13 protein-coding genes are annotated in these 14,694 nt (G+C 72.5%); 5 read left to right on the top strand and 8 right to left on the bottom strand.

Annotated features, from left to right (window positions below):
• Nucleotides 1–59: 59 nt before the first annotated feature.
• Nucleotides 60–1,007: a chemotaxis protein gene (locus CSC62_RS11810; protein WP_162406582.1), complete on the bottom strand. Its 948-nt coding sequence runs from the start codon at nucleotides 1,005–1,007 to the stop codon at nucleotides 60–62.
• A gap of 138 nt (nucleotides 1,008–1,145) precedes the next feature.
• Here CSC62_RS11810 and flgA point away from each other — a divergent pair, with 138 nt between their 5' ends.
• From flgA to CSC62_RS11790, 4 genes are all read left to right on the top strand, one after another.
• Nucleotides 1,146–1,772, top strand: coding sequence for a flagellar basal body P-ring formation chaperone FlgA (flgA, locus tag CSC62_RS11805; RefSeq protein ID WP_162406729.1), 627 nt, complete (start codon nucleotides 1,146–1,148; stop codon nucleotides 1,770–1,772).
• 87 nt (nucleotides 1,773–1,859) lie between these two features.
• Nucleotides 1,860–2,165 carry a flagellar biosynthesis anti-sigma factor FlgM gene (flgM, locus tag CSC62_RS11800; protein WP_162406580.1) on the top strand — a complete coding sequence of 102 codons (306 nt, stop codon included), beginning with the start codon at nucleotides 1,860–1,862 and terminating at the stop codon, nucleotides 2,163–2,165.
• Nucleotides 2,166–2,168: 3 nt separating this feature from the next.
• Nucleotides 2,169–2,513 (top strand): flagellar protein FlgN, encoded by a 345-nt coding sequence (locus CSC62_RS11795; protein WP_162406578.1) that lies wholly within the window; start codon nucleotides 2,169–2,171, stop codon nucleotides 2,511–2,513.
• Nucleotides 2,514–2,708: 195 nt separating this feature from the next.
• On the top strand, nucleotides 2,709–3,857 hold the full coding sequence (locus tag CSC62_RS11790; RefSeq protein ID WP_162406727.1) for an ATP-binding protein: 1,149 nt from the start codon (nucleotides 2,709–2,711) through the stop codon (nucleotides 3,855–3,857).
• 3 nt (nucleotides 3,858–3,860) lie between these two features.
• Here the strand turns inward: CSC62_RS11790 and CSC62_RS11785 are convergent, their stop codons facing one another.
• Together CSC62_RS11785 and CSC62_RS11780 are read right to left on the bottom strand one after the other, a co-directional pair.
• Complete coding sequence (locus CSC62_RS11785; protein ID WP_162406576.1) at nucleotides 3,861–5,585, bottom strand: EAL domain-containing protein; 1,725 nt, start codon at nucleotides 5,583–5,585, stop codon at nucleotides 3,861–3,863.
• Entirely contained in the window at nucleotides 5,582–7,597 is a 2,016-nt protein-coding gene (locus tag CSC62_RS11780) for a PAS domain S-box protein (protein ID WP_162406574.1), read from the bottom strand. The genes CSC62_RS11785 and CSC62_RS11780 overlap by 4 nt, the downstream gene beginning before the upstream one ends.
• 221 nt (nucleotides 7,598–7,818) lie before the next feature.
• Between CSC62_RS11780 and CSC62_RS11775 the strand changes: the two genes are divergently transcribed.
• Nucleotides 7,819–10,629, top strand: coding sequence for a bifunctional diguanylate cyclase/phosphodiesterase (locus CSC62_RS11775; RefSeq protein WP_162406725.1), 2,811 nt, complete (start codon nucleotides 7,819–7,821; stop codon nucleotides 10,627–10,629).
• Nucleotides 10,630–10,749: 120 nt separating this feature from the next.
• Here CSC62_RS11775 and CSC62_RS11770 read toward each other — a convergent pair whose 3' ends face one another.
• From CSC62_RS11770 to CSC62_RS11750, 5 genes are all read right to left on the bottom strand, one after another.
• Complete coding sequence (locus CSC62_RS11770; RefSeq protein ID WP_162406572.1) at nucleotides 10,750–10,983, bottom strand: hypothetical protein; 234 nt, start codon at nucleotides 10,981–10,983, stop codon at nucleotides 10,750–10,752.
• Between the two features lie 124 nt (nucleotides 10,984–11,107).
• Nucleotides 11,108–12,301 (bottom strand): methyl-accepting chemotaxis protein, encoded by a 1,194-nt coding sequence (locus CSC62_RS11765; RefSeq protein WP_162406570.1) that lies wholly within the window; start codon nucleotides 12,299–12,301, stop codon nucleotides 11,108–11,110.
• 144 nt (nucleotides 12,302–12,445) lie between these two features.
• Nucleotides 12,446–13,057 carry a high frequency lysogenization protein HflD gene (hflD, locus tag CSC62_RS11760; protein WP_162406568.1) on the bottom strand — a complete coding sequence of 204 codons (612 nt, stop codon included), beginning with the start codon at nucleotides 13,055–13,057 and terminating at the stop codon, nucleotides 12,446–12,448.
• Between the two features lie 37 nt (nucleotides 13,058–13,094).
• Complete coding sequence (gene mnmA / locus CSC62_RS11755) at nucleotides 13,095–14,207, bottom strand: tRNA 2-thiouridine(34) synthase MnmA (protein WP_162406566.1); 1,113 nt, start codon at nucleotides 14,205–14,207, stop codon at nucleotides 13,095–13,097.
• On the bottom strand, nucleotides 14,204–14,694 hold a 491-nt coding region (locus CSC62_RS11750; protein ID WP_425502022.1), incomplete at its 5' end, for an NUDIX hydrolase. The genes CSC62_RS11750 and mnmA, both read right to left, overlap by 4 nt.

The following is a 14,694-nucleotide window of genomic DNA, read 5'->3' as shown; positions in this document are numbered from 1 at the left end:
TGGGGCAGGCATCGCGCCAGGCCGCTTCAATCTGGCCGGCCCCTCCCTGTCCGCATGGCTCAGGCCGCCTCGGCCACCTGCCGAAGCCGGGCCAGGACGTGGTCGGCCAGTTCGTGCGGGCTGTACTTGGCGACGAAGGCGTTGGCTCCGACCCGTTCGACCATGGCGTTGTTGAATACGCCCGACAGGGAGGTGTGGAGCAGCACGTACAGGCCGGACAGGGCCGGGTTGCGCCGGATTTCCGTCGTCAGGGTGTAGCCGTCCATGGCCGGCATCTCGATGTCGGAGATGACCATGGCGTAGCGGCTGGCCGGGTTCTCGCCGCCGGCATGGACCTGGAGCAGGTGGTCCAGCGCCTGGCGCCCGTCCGAGAGCAGGGTGACCCCGACCCCCAGCTGGTCCAGCACGCTGCGGATCTGCTGCCGCGCCACCCGCGAATCGTCCACCACCAGCACCTGCATGGGCGGGGCGTCGGCCGGCAGGGCCATTTCCGGGGCCAGGGTCGCGTCCATCCGCGCCTGGGTGATGTCGGCCAGCACGCTCTCCACGTCCAGCACCTGGATCAGTTCGCCCTGGAAGCGGGTGACCGCGGTGAGATAGCTGCTTTCCGCGCCCAGGTCCGGCGGCGGGTGGATATCTTCCACCGCGATGTTGACGATCCGCTCCACGTCGCTGACCAGGAAGCCCTGGACCGAGCGGTTGAATTCGGTCACCACCAGGTACTGGGTGCCGCCGTCCTCGTCCGGGGCCTGCCGCTCGGGATGGCCGATGGCCAGGCCCAGGTCCAGCACCGGCACCGAGCGGCCGCGCACGTCGGCGGCACCGGCGAACTGCCCGGGCAGGCCCGGCAGCTGGAACAGCGGCGGCCGGCGCAGCACTTCCTGCACCTTGAACACGTTCACGCCAAAAAGCTGGCGCCCGCCGAGGCGGAACAGCAGCAGGGCGAGGCGGTTGTGGCCAGCCAGCCGGGTGCGCTGGTCGATCCGGTTGAGCAGGTTGTGGGTCATGTGCCCGGTATCGGCCCTGCGCGCGGCCGCTTGAGGGCGGCGGCGGCCACCGCTCCGGCACGCCGCTTGCATCGAGGCGGCGTTGCCGTGCCGCTGCGGCCGAGGACCGCCGTCATGAACCGCTTCCGTTGCGCCCTCATGTTCCTGCTTTGCCTGCCGATGACGGTGGCACTGGCCGCCGGCGGTTTCCAGCCGGTGGACTCGATCCGCGCCGCGGCCCTGGCCGCGGTGCCCGGGGGCCAGGCCGAGGCCAACCTCGACCCGGCCCTGCGGATGCCGGCCTGCGACCAGCCCTTGCAGGCGCAGCAGGCGTCCTCGGGAACGGTCGAGGTCGCCTGCCCGGGCGGCTGGCGGCTGTTCGTGCCGGTCAAGCTCAGGCGCAGCCAGGCCGTGCTGGTGCTGGCCCGCGGGGTGGCCGCCGGCGAGGCCATCCCGGCCGAGGCGCTGGTCGTCGAGACCCGCGACGCGGCCCGGATCGCCGGCGCGGCCCTGGCCGACCCGGCGCAGGCCGTCGGCCAGGTGGCGCGGCGGACCCTGCCGGCCGGCACCGTGCTGTCGGCCGCCGACCTGGCCGCACCGCGGCTGGTCCGGCGCGGCGACCAGGTGGCCCTGGTCTCGCGCCGCGGCGGGGTGGAAGTGCGGGTGGCCGGCCGCGCCTTGGGCGATGCCGGCGAGAACGAGCGGGTCGCGGTGGAGAACCTGTCCTCCCGCCGGGTCCTGCAGGGCAGGGTGGGGCCGGGCGGCGACGTCTGGGTCAGCCGCTGACCCGGTGAATTTTTTTGTGATCAGGCTCTAAAGTTTGTTCCGGCCCCGGCCGATACCCTTGGCGTACCCCGTAAAGGACTCATCCCCATGAGCCAGAAAATCGAAGGCAGCACCCCGCTTCCGGCCGTGCACAGCACCGGCCAGGTCGGTCGGGCCGCGGCCGCCGGTGCGGACCGCTCCAGCCCGGTCGAGTCGGTCCAGGCCGGCGACAGCCTGCGCCTGACCGGCGAGGCCACCAGCCTGCAGGCCCTGCAGCGCGAGCTCTCGGCGGCCCCGGCCGTGGACAGCGCCCGCGTCGAGCAGGTCAAGCAGGCGCTGGAAGCGGGCACCTACCGCATCGACCCGGCCAAGATCGCCGAGCGCATGCTGGACATGGACAAGCTGCTGGGCTGACCGATGGACGGCCTGCCCACCAGCGACGCCGCCCTGGACCGCCTGGCCTCGGCCCTGGCCGAGGAGCGGCGGGCCCTGCTCGACCACGACGTCGAGCTGCTAGTGCGTTCCACCCAGGAAAAACTGGTCGCCCTGCGCGCGCTGGAGTCGGATCTGCCCGACGGCCGCGGCGAGCGCCTGGCCGAACTGGCCGAGGTCAACCGCAGCAACGGCGCCCTGCTGGCGCGCCGCCGGCGCGAGGTCAACTGGGCCCTGCGCCACCTGGGCCGCGCCGAAAGCGCGCCCGAATACGATGCCCAGGGCCAGGCCCAGCAGCTGCAGGCGCGCCGCGACCTCGCCGTCGCCTGAGCCCCGCATCCGCCCGCCGCGCCGATGGGGCCGGCGAGGGCGCATCCCTTCCGCCGTTCCCGTCCGTCCTGCCTGCACCCGCGTGCGGCGGCTAGAATCCGATGCACGACCCTCGAGCACCGGCCCGTGAACGCGATTCCCGAAGACGAAGACCGCACCCCGTCCAAGCAGGCCCTGCGCGAGCTGGGCAACCGCATGTTCGAGGGCCTGCTGGTGTTCCGCGGCGACGGTACCCGGGCCTACGCCAACGACGCCGCGCACGCGCTGTGCCGGGCGTGCTACCCGCGCGACCTCGACCACGGCCTGACCCTGGAACTGATGCTGCCGCGCGACGCCCTGCCGCAGGCGCGCGAAGCGGGCCACTGGAGCGGGCACCTGTCCTTCGGCCAGGGGTCGATGCTGCTGGTACACGTCTATTTCCATCCCGCCGAGGGCGGCAGCTTCCTGCTGCTGATGCAGGACCTGCAGAGGATCCGCGCCTACGAGCAGGAACTGCTGCGCCGCCACGCCGAACTGAACGTGCGCCTGACCGCCGCCCAGGAGAAGCTCCTGCAGGCCGAGAAGCTGGCCTCGATCGGCCAGCTGGCCGCCGGTGTGGCCCACGAGATCAACAACCCGATCGGCTACGTCCACTCCAACCTGGGCAGCCTGCAGGAATACCTGCACAGCCTGTTCGCCCTGATCGACGCCTACGAGCGCGCGCTACGCTCGCCCGACCCACGGGCGATGCTGGCGGAGATCGACGAGACCCGCGAGCGCCTGGACATCGACTTCATCAGCCGCGACCTGCCGCAGCTGATGACCGAGTCGCGCGAGGGGATCGAGCGGGTCACCCGGATCGTCAAGGACCTCAAGGACTTCTCCCGCTCCGAGCGCGACGAGTCGTGGAAGCTGGTGGACATCCACGCCGGCCTGGAATCCACCCTCAACATCATCTGGAACGAGCTCAAGTACAACACCACGCTGGAGAAGCACTACGGCGACCTGCCGCCGGTGGAATGCCTGCCGTCGGAGCTCAACCAGGTGTTCATGAACATCCTGATCAACGCCGGCCAGGCCATCGGCGAGCGCGGCACGGTGCGCCTGAGCACCGGCCACGAGGGCGACCAGGTCTGGATCGAGATCGCCGACAGCGGCCCTGGCATCCCGCCGGAGGCGGTGCAGAAGATCTTCGATCCGTTCTTCACCACCAAGCCGGTGGGCAAGGGCACCGGCCTGGGCCTGTCGATCTCCTACGGCATCGTCGCCAAGCACCACGGCCGGATCGACGTGGACAGCACCCTGGGCGAGGGCTCGCGCTTCCGCATCGTACTGCCGGTGCGCCAGCCCAAGGCCGCCGCCTGAGGTTCAGCCCACCGCGTCCCCGCGCACCGGCTGCCGCTCGGCGTGGGTGCGGAAGGCCTGGCGGATGTGCTCGCGCAGCTCGTCGTCGTTCCAGGGCTTGGTCAGGAAGCGGTAGATCGCGCCGCGGTTGATCGCGTCGGTGACCGTGGCCAGGTCGGTGTAGCCGGACAGGACCATGCGCACCGTGTCCGGGTAGAGCATCTTCACCCGGCCCAGGAACTCGGTGCCGCTCATGTCCTGCATGCGCTGGTCGGACAGGATCACCTGCACGTCGTTGGTGGCCAGCAGGTCGAAGGCGTCGCGCACGTTGCCGGCCGCGAGGATCCGGTAGCCGTCGCGGCGGAACAGCCGCACCAGCGAGCGCAGCACGTTCTCCTCGTCGTCCACCAGCAGCAGGGTGAGGTCGTGCTTGGCGGTGGCGAACAGCTCCGGGCGCAGGTAACGCCGGCGCAGCGCCATGCCGGCCGACTCCGGCGGCATCGGCTCGCCGAACAGGTAGCCCTGGAACACGTCGCAGTCACTGCGCCGCAGGTAACCCAGCTGGGCCTCGCTCTCCACCCCGTTGGCGATCACCTTCATGTTCAGCTGGTGGCCCATGGCGATGATCGCGCGCACGATCGCCGTCTCGCGCTCGCCGGCCGGGGCGCTGCGGATGAAGCTGCGGTCGATCTTGAGCATGTCCACCGGGTAGCGGACCAGGGCGCTGAGGCTGGAATCGCCGGTGCCGAAGTTGTCCAGGGCCAGGACCACGCCCTCGCGCCGCAGCGTAGCCAGGCCCTCGTAGACCGGGTTGAGGTTGGCCGCCAGCGCGCTCTCGTTGATCTCCAGCACCAGGCTCTCGGGCGGGATCGCGGACTGGCGCAGCAGCGCCAGCACTTCGTCGGCGAAGGCCGGGCGCAGCAGTTGCAGGGTGGAGACGTTGACCGCCAGGAACAGGTCGTCGAAACCGGCGTCGCGCCACAGCCGCAGCTGGGCGATGGCGTTCTCCAGCACCCAGGCGCCGATCTGCACGATCACGCCCAGGCGCTCGGCGGTGGGCATGAAGCGCTCGGGCACCATCAGCCCCAAGGTGGGCGACTGCCAGCGCAGCAGGGCTTCCATCCCGACCACGCGGCCATCGCGGGCGCTGATCTCAGGCTGGAAGCGCAGGCGCAGCTCGCCGTTGGGGATGGCGTCGACGATCTGGCGCGCGATCACGCTCTCGTTGTGAACGTTCTGCAGGCTCTGGCCGCCGTAGAACTGCAGCCGCTCGTCGTCGTGGCTGGCCTGGCGCGCGGCGATCTCGGCCATCCGCAGCAGTTCGTCCGCGTCGCTGGCGTGGGTCGGGCACAGGCTGATGCCGGCCTTGGCGCTCAGGAACAGGGTGTAGGGCAGCACGCTCAGCGGCGACTCGACCTGGTCCAGCAGCTCCTGGGCCAGCGACTCCGGCGGCGGCATGCCCGGACGCAGCGGGATGGCGGCGATGAACTCGTCGCTGCCGTGCCGCCACAGCCGGCCGCGGCCGGCCAGCGCCGCCTCCAGCTGGCGGGCCAGCAGGTCCAGGGCCAGGTCGCCCACGGCCACGCTCATGTTCTCGTTGACCGAGGCGAAGTGGTCCAGGTCCAGGTGCACCAGCATCACCGGCGTGCCGCCGGCGGCCGCCTGGGTGACCAGCGCCTGCAGGTCCGGATTGCCCGCGCCCAGGCGAACCGGGGCGGGTGCGGCATCGGGGGGCAGCATCGGCATCATGCGCGTTCGCCCCAGGCGGCGGTGTGCGGCGCGTAGGGCAGCTGCAGGCGGATGTGGGTGCCGCCGCCGGGCAGGGTCTCGATGTGCAGCTGGCCGCCGGCGCTCTGCGCGCGTTCGCGCATGATCACCAGGCCCAGGCCGCGGGCCTGCCCGGGCTCGAAGCCGCGGCCGTCGTCGTCGATCCGCAGGGACAGGCCGCGGCCGTCGTCGTCATCCAAGGCCAGCTGGATGCTGCGGGCGCCGGCATGGCGCAGGGCGTTGGTCAGGCCTTCCTGGGCGATCCGGAAGCAGGCCTGCTCGACCTCGCGCTCCGGCCTTCGCGGCAGGGCGCGGATGTCCAGGTCCAGCTGCACCGGCGAATTGCGGAACAGCACCCCGGCGTGCCAGCGCAGGGCCGCCTCCAGGCCCAGCGCGTCCAGCTGCGGCGGGCGCAGCAGCATCGACAGGTTGCGCAGCTTGTCCAGGGTGGTGTCGGCGGTCTCCACCACCGCCTCCAGGTCCTCCTGGCGGCGGGCGGGATCGTCCTCGCCCATGACCGCGTGGGCCGACAGCTTGATCGCGGTGATCGCCTGGCCGATGTCGTCGTGCAGCTCGCGCGAGATCGCGCGGCGCTCGTCCTCCTGGGCGCTGAACAGGCGCCGGGCCATCGCCTGCAACTCCAGGTTGCCGGCGGCCAGGGCATCGCGCATGCGTTCCGGTTCGCTCAGGTCGCGCACCAGCAGAAGCCGGCAGGCCTGGCCGCCGTAACGGGCGTCGGCGCCGGACAGCGCGGCGCGGAAGGTGCTGCCGTCGCTGCGTCGCAACCGCGGCGGGCCGTCCAGCGGAGCCCGGCCATCGAGCCAGGCGCGCAAGGCCGGCAGGTCCTCGCCGGCGGCCAGGGTCGCCAGCGGCTCGCCGAGCAGGGCCTCGGGCAGGGTCCCGAACAGGCCGCCACAGGCCGGGTTGGCGTAGATCACGTTCTCGCCGGACAGGATCATCACCCCGTCGGGCAGGATCCGCACCAGCTCGCGGAACTGCTGCTCGCGCTCGTCCAGCAGGCGCCGGGTCTGCTGCTCCTCGGTCACGTCCTGGACGGTGCCGCGCAGGAGCCGGCGGCCGTCCTCCACGGTGTGCTGGGCGCGCAGCCGCAAGAGCCGCTCGCGGCCGGCGGCGGCGACGAAGGGCAGCAGCACGTCGACCTTCTGCAGCTGGCCGCCGGCCAGTTCGTCCAGCAGCTGCTCCAGGCGCGCCTGGCTGGCCTCGTCGGCGGCGACCAGCACGTCGTGCAGGGCGCGCGGGCGGTCGTCGGCGATGTTGTGGCCGAGCAGGTGCTGCAGGATCGGGCAGAAGCGGCCCAGCCGGGTCTGCAGGTCCACCTCCCAGGAGCCGAGCCGAGCCAGGCGCTGGGCCTCCTGCAGCCGGGCCATGGCCTGCTCGCGCGAGCGCTGGGACAGGATCTCGGTGGTGCGGTCGGACACCACCATCAGCCGGGTGCGCGGGCGGCCGTCGCCGGGGGTGACGTCGGCGCTGCGCAGTTCCACGTCGCGGACCTCGCCGCTGCTCAGGCGCAGGCGCTCGAGCCGGGTGCAGGGCAGGGCGGGCTTGTCGCGCACGGCGGCGGCGGCTTGCAGGAACTGCTCCTGCGAATCGATCGGCCAGAGCATGGCCATGTCCATGCCCTGCAGCTCGCCGCGGGTCCAGCCGAGGAAGGCGCTCGCGGCCTGGTTGGCGTCGACCACCCGCAGCGAATCCAGCTCGTAGGTCAGCATCGGGCTGGGGTTGGCCTCGAACAGCTCGCGGTAGCGCCATTCCGACTCCAGCGCCTGCTGCTGCGAGCTCAACAGGCGCTCGACCAGCGGCCGCAGCAGCAGGTACAGGAGGACCGCGGTGGCGACCATGTAGAAGCCGCCCTTGAAGGTCTGCAGGCGGGTGATCAGCACCGGGTCGGAGACCAGCAGGGCGATGCCGCGGTCGCTGAACACGATCCACAGCACCCCCAGGACCACGTAGAGCAGGGGGATCCGCCAGCTCATCGCGCGTGCCCGCGCGGCTGCGTCGGCGCCGGGCAGGGCGCGCGCGGGATCGCCGGTTCTGGCCCGTCCGTGCATCCAGGTCCCCCTGATCAGGCAGAAGCGGCAAGCATATCAGCGGCCCGGACGACGACGGAGGACCGTGCGCTCAACAATGGACGCCGGCGGCCGTTAACCCCACGACGGGTCCGGCGTGCGGATCCGGTGCCATGGAGAGACAGGGCGTGGATGCCGGCGCGATCGCCAGCCTGATGCAGCACCCGATCAACAGCGCACTTCTGGTCCTGGACGAGGAAGGGCAGGTGCTGGCCGCCAATCCGGCGGCGCAGGCCCTCGCCTTGCCGGAAGCGGCCGCCCGGTACGCCCCGCTGCTGCAGGACCTGCGCCTGGCCCTGGCCGGCAACCAGCAGCAGGCCGTGGCCTGCAGCCTGCCCGGCCTGGAGCGTCGCCTGGACGGCTGGCTGCGCGCGGTGCGCGCGCCCGAGGGCGGCGTGCTGGCCTACACCCTGAGCATTCCCGATCCGGACGGCGCCAGCCGCTGGCAGGTGGCGCTGGACAGCGCCGGCCACGGCCTGTGGGACTGGGACATCGCCGCCAATCGCATCTTCCGTTCCGAGAGCTGGCTGTCCATGCTCGGCTACACCGTCGAGGACGCGCCGGACGACAGCATGGAGACCGCGTTCGCGCTGGTCCATCCGGACGACGTCGAGCGCGCCCGCGCCAACATGCGCAGCCACCTGGCCGGCCATACCGGCGCCTACGTCTGCGAGCACCGGGTGCGCCACGCCGACGGCGGCTGGCGCTGGGTCCGCGACAGCGGCCGGGTGGTGGCCTGGTCGGCCGACGGCCGCCCCCTGCGGATGGTCGGCACCTACACCGCGATCGAGGAACAGAAGCAGCTGGAAGACCGCCTGCGCCGGCAGCAGGCGTTGCTGGAGGAGATCCAGCGCCTGGCCGGGATGGCCTCGTGGTCCTGGGACCCGCTCACCGACAGCGGCTGGTGGCCGCGCGACCTGTACCGCCTGCTCGGCCAGCCGGTGCGCACCCGCGACTCGGCCCGGGCCTGGCTGCGGCGGCTCCCGCGCACGGCCACCTCGGCCCTGCGCCGGGCCTGGCGGCGGATGCGCCGCGACGGCCTGCCGGTCCACTTCGAACTGGAACTGCGCGACGGCCACGGCCAGCCCCTGCACCTGCAGGCCTGGAGCCAGCCGCAGCTGGACGCGGACGGCCACATCGTGCGCGTGCTCGGCCAGGTCCAGAACGTGACCGAGCGCCGCCGCGCCGACGCTCTGCTGCGCTGGCGCACCGAACTGCTGGAGCGGGTCTCGACCCTGGGCCACATCGGCGGCTGCGAGATCGAGCCGGACACCCGGCGGGTGCAGTGGACCGACGAATGCTGCCGCCTGCACGGCCTGCCGCCCGGCCCGCTGGCCCTGGACGACGCCCTGGCGCTGTACACCCGGGAGTCGCGCGAGACCTTCGAGGCGGCGCTGGTGCGACTGGCCGCCGGCGGCCCGCCGGAACAGCTGGAGCTGTGCTTCTATCGCCAGAACGGGCAGAGGATCCGGGTCCAGGTGCTGGTCGAGCTGGACAGCCGCGACGGCCTGGCGCCGCGTTTCGTGGCCCTGTTCCGCGACGTCAGCCGCGAGCTGGAGACCAGCGAGCGGATCGAACTGCTGTCCCACTACGACCTGCTCACCGGTCTGCCCAACCGCTTCCTGCTGCGGGTCCAGGCCGAGGAGGCGATCGCCGCCGCCCAGGACGGCGCCGGCGACGGCGCGCCGGAGCAGGGCCTGGCCCTTTTGCTGGTGGACCTGGACGGGTTCAAGAGCATCAACGACTCCTTCGGCCATGCCGCCGGCGACGCCATGCTCAAGGCCGCCGCCGGGCGCATGCACCACACCCTGCAGGGCGGCGACCTGTTCGGCCGCCTGGGCGGGGACGAATTCATGGTGGTCCTGCGCCGCCCGGTCGAGATCGCCGAGGCCGAAGACGCCGCCCGCCGCCTGATCGCCGCGCTGTCCGAGCCTTTGGCGTTCGGCAGCGAGCACCTGAAGGTCGGCGCCAGCGTCGGCATCGCCCGCCTCGGGCCCGACGGCCAGGCCTTCGACGACCTCCTGCGCGCGGCCCATGCCGCCCTGCAGGTGGCGCGCGAGCGCGGACGCAACGCCTGGCAGGTGCACAACGAGGAAATCCAGCGCCACGCCCGCCGCCGGCTCGAGATCGAGCACGCCCTGCGCGGCGCGCTGGAGCGCGAGGAGTTCACCCTGGTCTACCAGCCCCAGGTCAGCATCGGCGACGGCCACCCGCCGGGGATCGAGGCGCTGCTGCGCTGGCACTGGCCGGGCGGCTCCTGCCATCCGGGCGAGTTCATCCCGATCGCCGAGCAGTGCGGCGAGATCGTGCGCCTGGGCGAGTGGGTGATCGCCGAGGCCTGCCGCCAGGCGGTGGCATGGCATGCGGCCGGGCTGAATTTCGGCCGGATCGCGGTCAACGTCTCCGGCGTGCAGCTGCGCGACCCGGGCTTCGCCGAGCGGGTGGTGGCCCTGTGCCAGCGCGCCGGCTGGCCGCCGGCGCGGCTGGAACTGGAGCTGACCGAATCGGCCCTGATCCTGGACAGCGACAACCTGCGCCACTGCTTCCAGGTGTTCGAGAAGCACGGCGTGCAGCTGGCCGTGGACGACTTCGGCACCGGCTTCTCCAACCTGCACTACCTCAACCGCTTCCCGGTGCAAAGGCTGAAGATCGACCGCAGCTTCGTCACTGACATGCTGCGCGACGCCAACGCCGGCGAGGTCACCCAGGCCATCGTCCACATCGGCCATGCCCTGGGCATGCGGGTGGTGGCCGAGGGCGTGGAAACCCAGGAGGAGCAGGCCCAGCTCAAGGCCTGGGGCTGCGACGAGATCCAGGGCTATGTCTACACCCGGCCGCTGCCGCCGCGCGAGCTGGCGCAGTGGCTGCGCCAGTACCACGAGGCCGGCCTGGCCGAGGGCTGGAGCGGCACGCTGCCGCTGCGGGCGCAGGCGCGCTGAGCCGTATCGGCCGGCGGCACTGCCGGCCATCCCGTCTTCCCGATCGGGATCCGTCCGCCGAAGGCACCCATCCCAACGCACAAGCGCCCGAAGCCGGCGACCCAATGCCCGTTGCCGCCGTTAGGGCGCTTCCTCGTCCACGCCGCGCTGGCCCGGCAGATCCAGGTCCCAGCACAGGTGGGCCAGCAAAGGCTCGGGAACCGCAACCGCGCAGGCCGCGCGTGCCTGGCGCAGCTCCGCCGCCGCCAGCGCCTCGATCTTCGCCAGCCGGGGCGATGCGGCCGCCGCCTGCGGCACGGTGCCCGCCGCCGTGCGCGATGCCGGCGCCTGGCGCAATGCGCTCGAGCCGCTCACGCCCGCCTCCGGTCGCGGCGCATCGCCGCCGCGCACGCACGCGAAAGCCCCGGCATCGAGCCGGGGCCTGGTACGCATCCGGTCAGGGCCGCCAGGACGACGGCCGGAGAAACGGACCTCACGCTCAGAACAGTTCGACCGTGCCCGCGCCCATGCTCTGCTGGCTGACCGGCTTGTGCGGCGGGGTCTCCCATTCGCCGCGCAGGTCGTGCAGGCGCTGGCCCAGGCGCTGCAGGGCGCGCAGCATGTCCTCGTCGGCCGCGCCGTTGCTGCGGTGGAGCAGCTCCTGCAAGGCGATGGCCTCGCGGTTGATCGAATCCAGGCGATCCAGGTGGACGTGGGCGCCGCCCAGGGCCTGGGTGGCGATGTCCTCGAACTGCAGGGCGCGCACCGCCTCGGCCACCGAGCTGTCGATCGCCCGGCCGCACTCGGAGATCTCGCGCATGCCGTCGCCCAGCGAGTTGTTGATCGCGGCCACGTTCTGCAGCATCTGCGCCGCCTCGGCCCGCGCCTCGCGGGAGCGGTCCAGGTCGCGCGAAGCCATCTGGGTGACGGTTTCGCGGACCTTATGGATAGCGTCCTTCGAGCTGTGCGCCAGCTTGCGGATCTGCTCGTTGAAGGTGGTCGAGCGCTCGGACAGGTTGCGCACCTCGTCGGCGACCACCGCGAAGCCGCGGCCGGCCTCGCCGGCGCGGGCGGCCTCGATCGCCGCGTTCAGCGCCAGCAGGTTGGTCTGGTCGGCGATCGACTTGACGTCCTCCAGCAGGGCGAAGATCCCGTCCAGGTGCTGGGCCATCTGGTCGATGTGCTGGACCGTGGTCGTGCTCTGGCCGGCCACCTGCTCCAGCGCCTCCACCAGCTGCTCCATGCGCGAGCTGGCGTGCTGGGCGAAGCGGGCCACGTCCACGCCGCCGGCGCCGTCCTGGTCGGCGATGATCCGCGCCATCGCACCGCTCTGCTGGCGCGACTTGCGGTTCATCGCGTCGAAGCTGCCGCCGAGGCCGGCGACGGCCTGGCGGATCAGGTCGCGGGCGCGTTCGATCTCATGGCGCGAGCCGTCGATCTCCTTGCCGACGAAGCCGCGCAGGTCCGACAGCAGCTGGTCCTGCTCGCGGACCAGGCGCAGGTGCTCGGCCGAACGGCCCGGCGCGGGCACGCCCCGCAGCAGGAGCCAGGCGGCGAAGCCGAACCAGCTCAGGGTCAGGGTGGTCAGGATCGCCCAACGCACCGGGGCCGGCCACTCGAAGCCGACAGCGATGGGAGCGAGGAGAGTCAGCACCAGCGGCGCTGCCATGCGAATGAGCAATCGGGAGTCCATGAGCGATCTCTGCGTAACCACGTTCGCAGTATCGGCCGCACCCCCGGGGCCTTTAGCCGCGGCGCCTCCGGAAAACGGATGCCGCCGCGCCCGCGACCACGCCATACGCCACGGTCCGGCGAACCGTCCCGGACGGCCCGCCGGTCAGCGCAGCTGCCGTTGCACCGCCTCCAGCATCGCCCGCCGCCCCAGCAGGAACTGCCACTGGCTGCCGCCGACCTGGCGCCAGAGCAGGGCCGAGCGGACCGCGGCCAGCAGCAGGGCGCGGATCTCCGACACCACCCCGGCCTGGCCCAGGTAGTGCGGGTTGCCCTGGACCATGATCCGCGGCCGCAGCTGGCTGATGGTGTCGGCGTACAGCGTGCCCAGCGCCGCCAGGACCTCGGGATGGGTGCTGCCCAGTTCCGCGGCGCGGGGGGCGAGCGCGGCGATGCCCTGGCCGACCGCGGCCAGGGTGCCGGGTTCGCCGGAGAAGCGGCGCTCCAGCTGCATCGTCGCCAGTGCCAGTCGCGGCAGCAGGGGATCGTCACCGCGACTGGCCAGGTAGTCGGCGAGCAGACGCAGCCCGGGGGCGAGGCCGCCATGGCCGCCGTAGACCGCCTCGGCGGAGTCGGCATCGATGCGGAACACGCTGTCCAGCACCGGGCGGGCGGCGGCGTTGTCGCTCTGGCCGGTCTCGGCGATGCGGCGCACCTGCTGCAGAGCCTGGGCCAGGCCGGCCAGGGCCAGCACGCGGTCGTCGTAGGAAGAAGTCATGCGCGCATTCTACCCGGCGTGCCGCACGCGCCGTTCCCTACCGGGGCTGCGGGGCGTCGGTGGACTCGATCACCGCGCCGCCGAGGCAGGCCGAGCCGTCGTACAACACCAGCGACTGGCCGGGGGTGGCCGCGCGCTGCGGAACGGCGAAATGCACCGACAGGCTGCCGTCGTCGCGGACCCGGACCCGGCATGGCTGTTCTTCCTGCCGGTAGCGGACCTGGGCGGTGCAGTCGAACTCGGCCGCCGGGGGTGCGCCCTCGATCCAGTGCATGGCCTCGGTGCGCACCGTGCCGGCCAGCAGCCAGGGGCTGTCGCGGTCCTGGTCCACGTACAGCACGTTGCCGGCCACGTCCTTGCCGACCACGTACCAGGGTGCCGCCGGGCGGCCGCGCACGCCGCCGATGTTCAGGCCCTCGCGCTGGCCCAGGGTGAAATAGAACACGCCCGGATGGGTGCCGATCCGCACGCCCTGCGGATCGCGGATCTCGCCGGTCTGCGCCGGCAGGTAGCGGCCGAGGAACTCGCGGAAATCGCGCTCGCCGATGAAGCAGATGCCGGTGGAATCCTTCTTGGCATGGGTCGCCAGGCCGGCTTCGCGCGCCAGCTGCCGCACCTGGGCCTTGGGCAGGTGGCCGATCGGGAACACGGTGGCGGCCAGCTGCGCCTGGCCCAGCTGGTGCAGGAAATAGCTCTGGTCCTTGTCGCGGTCGGCGCCGCGCAAGAGCCGCCAGCGCCCACCCTCGCGCCGCACCTGGGCGTAGTGGCCGGTGGCGATGCGCTCGGCCCCCAGCTCGCGCGCCGCGTCCAGGAAGTGCTTGAACTTGACCTCGCGGTTGCACAGCACGTCCGGGTTCGGGGTGCGCCCGGCGGCGTACTCGGCCAGGAAGTGCTCGAACACCCCGGCCCAGTATTCCTTCGAGAAGTCGCGGAAGTGGAACGGGATCCCCAGCCGCCCGCACACCCCCACCGCGTCGCGGCGGTCCTCCTCGGCCCGGCAATCGCCGCTGCCGTCGTCGTCCCAGTTCTGCATGAACAGGCCGGCGCACGGCTCCCCGGCCTGGACCAGCAGCCAGGCCGCGACCGAGGAATCCACCCCGCCCGAGACCCCGACCACGGTCCGCGGCGCGTGCGTGCCGGTCCCGCTCATCCCAGCGAGCGCACCAGGTCGAGCGGGTAGCGGCGTCCGGCCAGCCAGTCGGCCGCGACCTGCCAGACGAGCGGACTGCGGTGGCGGCCGGCCTCGGCCCGCAGTTCGCCCGGGGTCAGCCACAGGGCCCGCTCGATCCCGGTGTCCAAGGGACGGTCCGGGTCGTGGGCCAGGGCGCGGCCGGCGAAGGCGAAGCGCAGGTAGGCCTGGCCGCCGGGCGCGGTCCACTGGTAGGTGCCGATGAAGGCCTCCAGTTCGATGTCCCAGCCGCTTTCCTCGCGGGTCTCGCGGACCGCGGCCTCGGCCAGGGTCTCGCCGGGATCGAGATGGCCGGCAGGCTGGTTCAGGACCAGGCGGCCGTCGATCCGCTCCTCGACCAGCAACAGCCGGCCCTCGCGGGCGACCATGCTGGCCACGGTGACGGCGGCGGGCTGGGGGCGGGGGGCGGGGCGCGGCCGGGCTGCGCGTGCTCGGCGTCTCCGGCCTG

The sequence above is a fragment of the Pseudoxanthomonas jiangsuensis genome (assembly GCF_010093185.1).
Taxonomy (GTDB): Bacteria; Pseudomonadota; Gammaproteobacteria; order Xanthomonadales; family Xanthomonadaceae; genus Pseudoxanthomonas; species Pseudoxanthomonas jiangsuensis.
This window is presented reverse-complemented; position numbering and strand designations above follow the sequence as displayed.

Bases quoted from the DNA above. Each gene is read 5' to 3' on its own strand.
- CSC62_RS11785 (WP_162406576.1), bottom strand. From the start codon at position 5,585: ATGATGCCGATGCTGCCCCCCGATGCCGCACCCGCCCCGGTTCGCCTG.
- CSC62_RS11810 (WP_162406582.1), bottom strand. From the start codon at position 1,007: ATGACCCACAACCTGCTCAACCGGATCGACCAGCGCACCCGGCTGGCT.
- CSC62_RS11790 (WP_162406727.1), top strand. From the start codon at position 2,709: ATGTTCGAGGGCCTGCTGGTGTTCCGCGGCGACGGTACCCGGGCCTAC.
- flgM (WP_162406580.1), top strand. From the start codon at position 1,860: ATGAGCCAGAAAATCGAAGGCAGCACCCCGCTTCCGGCCGTGCACAGC.
- CSC62_RS11765 (WP_162406570.1), bottom strand. From the start codon at position 12,301: ATGGACTCCCGATTGCTCATTCGCATGGCAGCGCCGCTGGTGCTGACT.
- CSC62_RS11795 (WP_162406578.1), top strand. From the start codon at position 2,169: ATGGACGGCCTGCCCACCAGCGACGCCGCCCTGGACCGCCTGGCCTCG.
- CSC62_RS11780 (WP_162406574.1), bottom strand. From the start codon at position 7,597: ATGAGCTGGCGGATCCCCCTGCTCTACGTGGTCCTGGGGGTGCTGTGG.
- flgA (WP_162406729.1), top strand. From the start codon at position 1,146: ATGTTCCTGCTTTGCCTGCCGATGACGGTGGCACTGGCCGCCGGCGGT.
- hflD (WP_162406568.1), bottom strand. From the start codon at position 13,057: ATGACTTCTTCCTACGACGACCGCGTGCTGGCCCTGGCCGGCCTGGCC.
- mnmA (WP_162406566.1), bottom strand. From the start codon at position 14,207: ATGAGCGGGACCGGCACGCACGCGCCGCGGACCGTGGTCGGGGTCTCG.